Genomic DNA, 9077 nt, shown 5'->3' on the forward strand with positions numbered 1-9077 from the left:
AAAAATGTTTCAGTTCAACGTCTCTATCGTCGCGGGTTCTTTTCCAACCAATCAACAATTGCTCGACCAATTGCTTCACCACCACGAGTTGAGGAATTTTTGAGATCGGGTGGTGGAAAACTTTTTCCACTAACTGTACCGCCGACAAAATCAATGAAATAAACTTCGGCAAGAACAGCAGCGCGAACATTTGTGTCTTCAGCACCTGACAAAACTCCCAACTTGGCTTGTTTTGCCCCCCCATTGGGAAGACCCAAAGTTTTAGACATTTCTGCGGATATCATCCTGGCAAGTTCTTGATCGGGTTTGTCACCCTTCGTTGCGTGTGAAAAAGCTTCTGATCTTTGTGCTTTGTTTTGTCCCTTTCTAAGAGCATTATGGTGGACGCTACAAAACACATCAAACCCAGATGCTCGTAAACCAATGCTGTGCAGGCTTCCTGGCGGGTCGATAACTGTGCACTCAACTCCAGCCGCAACAAGCACATTACGAGCAGCATTTGCAGCAATTATATTGAGTTCGTGTTCTGTCGTTTTATTGTCATGGGCGATCGCACCCGGATCGAACGGAACCCCAGGGCCATGTCCAATCTCCAGCATTACCCGATGTCCAGACGGTTTTGGAGGTTCAGGTGTACGTGGCTTCCAGTCAGGAATACCCTGTGGAATTGATGTACTAGCAGGAGCAATTTGAAAAGTCTTAGCACCCGAATGCCTGACCAAAAAGTCAATCAGAGCTTGCCTCAGATTCCCTTTATAAGACTCAACTCCATTAGTTCCCTTCATTGCAACCACAATCGGTTGCCCATCTCCATTGCGAAAAAATTGAAACCAAGTTGCATCGGGTGTGCCATTAGTGTCATTAGAGGCACTTGAGTCAGTCTGCGGAAGAAGCTCAACCGCTTCCACTTCACTGTTAGAACCATCAGGTTTCGCGACGAGAAACGTACCTGCTCCAGAAAAACGCTTCAAAAACCCGATTAGATTATCCTTAGAATCACTATTAAGGCTCTCTTCTACAGTTCCGCCATTCATGGCAGACACGAGGGGTTTATCGCTTTTATCGCGGGCAAATGAAATCCAGTTAGCCATGTGATCACCTCATTATAGGACAAAGCAGCATTAACTTGCTTATCTGTCAAGTTGAGCATACCGCGAATAAACTTAGGTGGATACTCAGCTTTCACGTAATCCATCACATCATAAGAGGGTGATGCGCGTTCCTGCGATCGTGAGTCCACGTTCTGTACGGATGATAGCTGGTTGTTCGTTAGCAGTGGGAGTCATACCCAGAAGTTACTAGATATTGCTTCTATATTACCTGAGTTATGGAAGTGCCAGCGCCTTTAGGGTAACGTTCCTAGCGGCTAGCAGTAACCTTCAGGCTGGTTTGCGTCGCTACCAACAAAAAAACAGCTCCTCAGCGAAATTTTATCTATATTAGTGGGTACAGAAGTCGCAACCAACGCCTCAATCAATACCCTAATGAAACAGTTGCGCTCAAAACGCTGTTTATTATTCCTCGATACAACCTGTGATTAGGGAGTATGTCACAGAACACTTCATTCAAACCGTCGAGCAAAATTTAACGAATTTAGATGATTTTTTTGTTCTTTATTAAACTTAGTACGGTGCTGTTTTCTTTTGTCCGACCACTTATTACAATTTCGGCACTCGCCAGAGTTTAATTGTCTTATCTGCACTCCCACTGATTAATGTTTCTCCATCTGGACTAATTACAATAGAATTAACTGAACTTAAATGACCCTTTAGCGTGCGAATTAATTCTCCTGTGGAAAGTTGCCAAAGTTTAATCGTCTTATCTGCACTCCCACTGGCTAAAACTTGACCATCTGGACTAATCGCTAAAGCATTCACAAAACTCGAATGTCCCGTCATTGTGCGAATTTCTTGTCCTGTGGCTAAATCCCAAAGTTTAATGGTTTTATCTGCACTTCCACTGACTAACGTCTTCCCATCCGGACTAATTTCTAGGGCGTTGATTGAACTTGAATGTCCCGTCATTGTGCGAATTTCTTGTCCTGTGGCTAAATCCCAAAGTTTAATGGTTTTATCCGCACTCCCACTAACTAACGTTTTCCCATCTGGGCTAATTACCAGGTAGTTCACGGAACTCGAATGTCCCGTCAGCGTGCGAATTTCTTGTCCTGTGGCTAAATCCCAAAATTTAATCGTCTTATCCGCACTCCCACTAACTAACGTTTTCCCATCCGGACTAATTACCAAATAATTGACAAAGCTAGAATGTCCCGTCAGGGTTTGAATTTTTTCCTGAGTAGCGAAATCCCAAACCTGAATGATCTTTTCCCCACTTCCGGTGACAATTTTATCCCAGTCTGAATTAATCGCAAAGTAATTAATGGGTTTAGCATAACCTGTGATTTGGCGGATTTCTTGACCAGATTTAAGATGCCAGAACCGGATTGTTTTATCCGCATTCCCACTCACTAATGTCTCTCCATCCGGACTGATGATTAGGTAATTAATATAACTGGCATTGGCATTAATTGTTTGCACAAGTTCCAGCGCTTGATAGGCAGCAATTTCAGCAGAAAATTGATACTCTATTTTTCTAAACTGATAGATGGAAATGCCAATAGCTAACGCCAAGGTTCCCAGCAAAACCCATTTTTTTTGAGAGATTAAACCTGGGCGTTGAGACATTATCGCTGATTCTTCTTGCGGCAAGGTTGCTGCTTGTATCCTTGTGTCACTGGGTAATGGCAAAGACGAAGATATGGGAGAGGCAATAGACAAAGATGAAATATTAGCTAATTCATCCATAATTTCCTGAGTTGTCTTATGTCGAGTCGCTGCTGTCGGCGCCATCAGCTTGTCAATTAGGTCGGCTAATGGTGTTGAGAGTAGAGAAACCTGCTCGCGCCAATTACAGCGATCGGTTAACGGATCATACATACTCGGATCAGTTACCGATTTTGCGGTTAACAAATAGACAAATGTTCGACCCAAGGCATAGAAATCTGACTGGGGAACCGCATAACCCTTTTCTTGTTCGGGTGGCGTGTAACCCGCAGAACTAATTTTGGTAACATTCCCCGCACCACCTACTTCCGCTAAGTAGGTATAGGTCAATTCTCTAGCTGTACCGAAATCAATTAACACCAATTGACCCGTGGGGCGCAGCATAATATTTTCAGGTTTAATATCTCGATGGAAATAGTTTTTTTGATGAACTAGATGTAAAATTACAACCAGTTGTTTTAACCAATTTAGTGCCTGTGATTCAGAAATAGGATGATTCCCCTGTTGTCGCATCCACTGCTTTAAATTCAGTCCATCAATTTTTTCCATGATGATGCAGTGCAGAGGTTCCCCAGCTTGAGGAACAAACTGAAAATACCCATCGGACTCAACTTGAGGAATACCGGGATGATTAAGCTGAATTAATACGGCGGCTTCTTGTTGAAATAATTCGATAACCTTAGGATTCTTATTGTGCTTAGGTTTGAGGACTTTTAATATTTTTGGAATAGCTCCTTGGTAGGCTTCATACACCATACCGAATCCACTGGTATCACTAAGGAGACGCATCACCTGATAGCGCCCTTGGATTAACAACGGTGAACCACAATTACGACAAATTCGATTGTTGAGGTTACCTGGATCACTGGGTTCAGGACACCTGGGATTGATACAGTAGCTCATATCTCGCTACAGCCATGTAACGAAGGGTCTTTCCCTGATCTTAGAATGCGGGTAAGGATGCTGGGGTATATTCCTCGACGAACTATTAAAACTCCTATCGAAACTGCTAAAATGTAAAAAAATGTTTCAAAAAAACCTTAATTGAGTAAAGTTTTATGAGTGGTGTTGCTGCCTACGACTGTCAATCACCGCCGTGCGATCGCTCTGACAGAAATAGCCCCTCTGTAGCGCCACTGACGGTTTTCTGCGACTTCGACGGACCGATTGTCGATGTCTCTAAGCGCTATTACACCACCTACAAGCTAGCGCTGGCTGATACTCAATCTGCCTATCAAGCCAAAGGAATCACATTACCCATTCAACAGCTTGAGAAACAGCAGTTTTGGCAGATGAAGCAAGACCGGGTGGCGGATGAAGAAATTGCTTTGCGATCGGGTTTACAGGGGGAACCCATTAAATTTTTCTTAGCACGAGTGCTAGAAATTGTCAATCAGCCCTTGCTGTTGCATCTTGATAAACTACAACCTGGGGTGCATTGGGCGTTAGCTACGCTGCACTCCCATGGTATTCGATTAATACTGGTGACCTTACGCTGTCAGAAACAAGCTGAGCAAATTTTGAGAAATTATGGCTTGACCCGTCTGTTTAGCGGTATTTATGGAACCTACGATCATCAAGCCGCCTATCGAAATAATGCTCAAGTTAAACAGCAACTTTTAGCCCAAGCCCTCACCGAACAAGATTTTTTTTCTCTTAATCCGCAATCAGTTTGGATGATTGGCGATACTGAAGCCGATCTCCTCGCCGCCCAATCGGTTTCCATTCCCACCGTTGCGCTTACTTGCGGGATTCGTTCCTACCGTTATCTGCAGCAATTCCAGCCTAATCATACTTGCTATGACCTGCTGACGGCGACTGATTATCTTTTGGACAAGTTTAAACAAAAAAATAATCATTTGTAATGTAATTCGTCATTTGTCGGGGCGACTTTTAGCCACTCCGAACTTGATCTCATAAGTCATCTCACGACTGTTCAAGTAAGTGCATCTGTTCCCACCAACGATTCAGGGGATAGTAAACCACAGGTGCCCACAAACTACTGAGAATCGCCGAGGATAGGGCAATGCGCTGGTGATCCATCCAAATTTCCGTCAACGTGCGATCGCCGATAAAACTATACTGAATAGCCGTCACCGTCTCGGCGACAACCGCCATACCAAATACAATTAATGCCACTGAAATAAAATCTTCCTGAATATATCGCTGCTTCTGCATTCGAGCAGTTAAAATGCCCACTAACACTAGACTGAGGACATGAGTCGGTTCAGGGGCGGTCATCCCATCTTGAATCAAACCCAATGCTAACCCTGCCATCGCCCCTTGAAACGCTGTGCGTTTGATACTCCAAGCAACCACCCAAATTAACAACCAATTGGGGGCGATTCCCAGCAATTCCATCCCTGGTAACCGTGTTGGTAAAGCCATCACACAGATGAGGACAGAACCCGCCGTTACCATCCAATTCATCAGTTGACGAACTTGGGGTGAAAACTGAGAAAGATTGAAAATGTTATTCAATGGTTTCTTCTGTGCTGTCCTCAAGGAATTTTTCCTTTTTCTGACCTCCATTTCGCCGCCAAAGTGTCACATCTAGATTTTTGTTGATTATTGATTCTTGATTGGGGAATTGATCGGGGTAAATTTATAAGTATAAAAACTTACTCAGAAATTTCCAACAATTCCAGCCAAAAACTCGATTTTGCCAGTGAGAGATAAGGAATTTAGGGGAGCAGTTTTCCCAACTACCTACTCTCAGGGTTCAGTATCAACCGTCTTTGATTGCGGATAAACAATCACCCACTCTAAGGCATCTAGAGGCGCTGTCAACTCAATAACAGCTTCGGGTGCTGGACTTTTATCGAGATTGACTGACTCGACACGTCCTAAAGGTAATCCTGCGGGAAACAGTTTACTCACTGGTGATGTTGAAACCACATCACCCTTGCGTACATCGGGTACTTTGTCAAAAAACTGAAGCACAGCCCGATGTGACCCTTGTCCTCGAATAAAACCCATGCTACGGCTACGGCTAATCACAGCCCCCACCCGGCTAGTCGCATCGCTGATCAGTAGTACACGACTTGTATTGGGGGTCACATGGACAATCTGACCCACTAAACCGCCTGGTGCCATAACAATTGAATCAACCTTAATCCCATCTCGACTCCCTCGACCCAAGGTAACATGTTGCCACCAGTGACCAGAACTACGCCCAATAATAGGGGCAAGAGTTCCTTGCTGTTGTTGGGTTTTAGAATAATCAAGCAGCTCTTTGAGTTTTTGATTTTGGCTTTCGAGTTCAACTAGACGCTGTTGCAGTTCCAGAACTTTGGCATTTGTCAGGCGCTCCTCTGGCGTAGGTTCTGATTGTAAGGGATGGGTTAATAACTTATAAGCCTCAAAGAGAGCTGCCCCCTGACTTTGGCGAATGAACCAAGCAAGGCTTAGAGTTAGTCCCCCCAGCACAACAGCGACTCCATGTTTGTCCCACCAACGACGCAATATATACATAACCTGTCTCGTATTCGTTCAGCTTTCGGCTGATGGCATCGAGTTGCAATAGTGCAGGTAAACGACTCATGCAGCTTGTGAACTAACCTTCTCCAGGCTGCTCTCTTTTGATACCATCATCTTAGATATGGCGAGAACGCCCACTAAACACCCGTTCTAGCTGTTTGAAGTTCTCCAGAACACGACCTGTTCCTAAGACCACACAGCTTAGCGGATCGGCAGCTACATGAGTCACTATACCCGTTTCATGACTAATCAAAGTGTCTAGCCCTTTTAGTAAGGCACCGCCACCAGCTAACATGATGCCTCGATCAATAATATCGGCAGCGAGTTCTGGCGGTGTCCGCTCTAAGGTACGTTTTACCGCGTCAACGATGACTGAAAGCGGTTCGGACATACTTTCGCGAATTTCTGGTCCTTTGATACTCACGGTTCGCGGTAAACCAGACAGCAAGTGTAAGCCCCGTACTTCCATAGAGAAATCATCGTCTTCATGAGTGGGGTAAGCTGAGCCAATCTGAATTTTGATTTCTTCAGCGGTTCGCTCCCCAATCACCAGGTTATGCACTTTTTTCATGTACTGGGTGATCGATTCACTCAGTTCATCACCAGCAATCCGTACAGATTCACTCAAAACGGTACCTTGTAAACTTAGCACCGCGACTTCTGTAGTACCACCACCGATATCAATAATCATATTACCCGTTGGCTCTGCCACTGGCAGCCCCGCACCAATGGCGGCAGCAACTGGCTCATCAATCAAGTAAACATCTCTAGCACCGGCTTGAGATGCGGCTTCCATGACTGCCCGCCGTTCCACACCGGTTACACCACTGGGAATACCAATGACGATTCGGGGTTGAACTAAAGTACGACCTTCGTGTACTCGCCGGATAAAATGCTTGAGCATTAGTTCGGCGGTATCGAAGTCGGCAATCACACCATCGCGTAGAGGACGCAGGGCGACCACGTTACCTGGAGTTCTGCCCAGCATTTTTTTGGCATCCTCTCCCACGGCTAGTGGAACTTTTTCATCTTGGTCCATGGCGACGACAGAAGGCTCTTGGAGTACAATGCCTTTGCCAGATACATAGACTAAAGTATTAGCAGTACCTAAATCGATACCCATGTCCCGGGATAGGGAAAAGCGACTGAAAATACCCACTCGTTTATACGCCCCCAAAGTCGAATGTTTCTGTGTATAACAAACAAAGTATCTGAACTGTAACCGAGGTGGATTCTATTACGTTTTTTTGGCTGAGTCTAGTGAAGTTGAGCAAGTCATCCCTATTAATCGTTGAAAACCAAGCTGAAAGTATCATTCAGACGGCAAAATTGCTGATCCGGAGAAAGTATAGTTCACCCCTAGAGCGTGAATAACTGCAATTGGCGTGCCTCCAGTCCGGCTTTAGGGATTGTGGAGAACGGCATAAATTCGCTAAACTGATTGGCATAAGTACAAGGGTACTAAAAAAATGAGTCTCAATGTGGTTAATTTAGTTGGTCGGGTGGGTGCAGACCCAGATGTCAGGTATTTCGAGTCGGGCAGTGTTTTGTGTACATTATCACTGGCGGTGGATCGTCGCAGCCGCAACAGTGATAAGCCTGACTGGTTCAATCTAGAGCTTTGGGGCAAGACAGCGGAGGTGGCAGCTAACTACGTGCGTAAGGGGAGCTTGATTGGGGTTCAAGGGGCGCTGAAGATTGATCCCTTAACGACAAGGGATGGTCACAACTACCACAAGCCCGTAATCCGGGTGGATCGAATGGAGTTATTAGGTTCCAAACGAGATAATGACCCCAACGCGGTGAATAGCTACAACGAGACAGAGTTCTAATTTTTAGTAGCTAATTTGCAGTGTGACGGATGCCTGTACTTCTTGATCGCCACCAATGATCGGTGTCGCCACATTTTGGGCAACGAACTCCGCCCTGTCCAGCATGGGCATGGGTGGAGGTGGTGTGGCACCATTAATTTGAATGTTAACAATATCTTGGCGGGTGAGGTTCAAGGCATTTAACACGGCATCGGCTTGCTGTTGGGCATCCTGAGTGGCTTCCCGTAGCGCTTGTTTTTGAGCCGTGGAGACTGCACTCTCAGGGGCGGTAAAGCGAATGGAGTCGATGCGGGTAGCTCCGACGGCAACGGCATCATCCAAAAGCGTTCCCGCCTGTTCCGTGGGAATCCGGAAGCTCACTGTGTTACTGGCGGAATACCCGATCAGGCGTTGCTGGTTGTTCTCATAGCTATAGACAGGGTTGAGCTGGATGCTGGTGGTTTGGAGTTGTTCAACATTGCGCGATCGCAGCAACTCCACCACAGCCGCCGACTTACGTGCCACCTCTTGTTGCACCTGAGCTGCTGTTTTTCCTTGTACCTCAACCCCTAACTGCACTTGGGTCAAGGTTGTGGGAATCCGCTCTATCCCTTGCCCTGTAACCGTTAGGGTTCGTAGTAGTCGTTCCTGCGCGATCGCGGGATTGATCCAGGCGAGCATCACGAAACCCAAAACCCCAGCCATCGCCTGTAACTGTTTTTGACTAAGGAAACTGGAGCATAGATATGTCATTTTGTCAATCCTCCAAATACAGACAGATAGATTAAGCTTTCACTTTGACACCATAGAGCATTATCATTTCTGGGGTTACAGTTTTTGTAACCCTTTAGTTTGATATATACCGCTCGTAAATGTCTACCCACAACTACCCAAAACTAAGCATTTTGGGTAGGTGGGGTGAGCGTGCAGACTCAGCCGTAAAAAAGAGTAACCTACCATCTGGCAAGGTTGGCTACGCTTCCTTTGGTCATGACACCCAAGA

The 9077-nt window shown here is 45.6% G+C and carries 8 protein-coding genes and 1 pseudogene; 2 read left to right on the forward strand and 7 right to left on the reverse strand.

Annotated features, from left to right (window positions below; genetic code table 11):
* Positions 1–23 precede the first annotated feature (23 nt).
* The 3 genes and pseudogenes from RIM23_RS00995 to RIM23_RS01005 all read right to left on the reverse strand — a co-directional run bounded on the left by RIM23_RS00995 (position 24) and on the right by RIM23_RS01005 (position 3686).
* Positions 24–1091, reverse strand: a complete 1068-nt coding sequence (locus RIM23_RS00995) for an N-acetylmuramoyl-L-alanine amidase family protein (RefSeq protein WP_446363676.1) — start codon at positions 1089–1091, stop codon at positions 24–26.
* Positions 1092–1099: 8 nt separating this feature from the next.
* Positions 1100–1286 (reverse strand): annotated as a pseudogene (locus RIM23_RS01000) (DUF433 domain-containing protein); the annotation flags it as partial.
* 372 nt (positions 1287–1658) lie between these two features.
* On the reverse strand, positions 1659–3686 hold the full coding sequence (locus tag RIM23_RS01005; RefSeq protein WP_446363678.1) for a protein kinase domain-containing protein: 2028 nt from the start codon (positions 3684–3686) through the stop codon (positions 1659–1661).
* Positions 3687–3841: 155 nt separating this feature from the next.
* Between RIM23_RS01005 and RIM23_RS01010 the strand changes: the two genes are divergently transcribed.
* Entirely contained in the window at positions 3842–4648 is an 807-nt protein-coding gene (locus tag RIM23_RS01010) for an HAD family hydrolase (protein ID WP_446363680.1), read from the forward strand.
* A gap of 61 nt (positions 4649–4709) precedes the next feature.
* Here the strand turns inward: RIM23_RS01010 and mreD are convergent, their stop codons facing one another.
* From mreD to RIM23_RS01025, 3 genes are all read right to left on the reverse strand, one after another.
* Positions 4710–5255, reverse strand: coding sequence for a rod shape-determining protein MreD (gene mreD, locus RIM23_RS01015; protein ID WP_446363690.1), 546 nt, complete (start codon positions 5253–5255; stop codon positions 4710–4712).
* 243 nt (positions 5256–5498) lie between these two features.
* A complete protein-coding gene (mreC, locus tag RIM23_RS01020; protein ID WP_446363682.1) occupies positions 5499–6257 on the reverse strand; it encodes a rod shape-determining protein MreC in 759 nt (252 codons plus the stop codon).
* A gap of 121 nt (positions 6258–6378) precedes the next feature.
* On the reverse strand, positions 6379–7386 hold the full coding sequence (locus RIM23_RS01025; protein WP_446335205.1) for a rod shape-determining protein: 1008 nt from the start codon (positions 7384–7386) through the stop codon (positions 6379–6381).
* Positions 7387–7732: 346 nt separating this feature from the next.
* On the opposite strand from RIM23_RS01025, the gene RIM23_RS01030 reads away from it, so the two are divergent.
* Entirely contained in the window at positions 7733–8095 is a 363-nt protein-coding gene (locus RIM23_RS01030; protein ID WP_446363684.1) for a single-stranded DNA-binding protein, read from the forward strand.
* A 3-nt stretch (positions 8096–8098) separates the two neighbouring features.
* On the opposite strand, the gene RIM23_RS01035 is transcribed toward RIM23_RS01030, so the two are convergent.
* Positions 8099–8827 carry an SIMPL domain-containing protein gene (locus tag RIM23_RS01035; protein WP_446357862.1) on the reverse strand — a complete coding sequence of 243 codons (729 nt, stop codon included), beginning with the start codon at positions 8825–8827 and terminating at the stop codon, positions 8099–8101.
* Between the last annotated feature and the right edge of the window lie 250 nt (positions 8828–9077).

Origin of the sequence: Coleofasciculus sp. G3-WIS-01 (genome assembly GCF_040223135.1) — a bacterium.
Taxonomy (GTDB): Bacteria; Cyanobacteriota; Cyanobacteriia; order Cyanobacteriales; family Coleofasciculaceae; genus Coleofasciculus.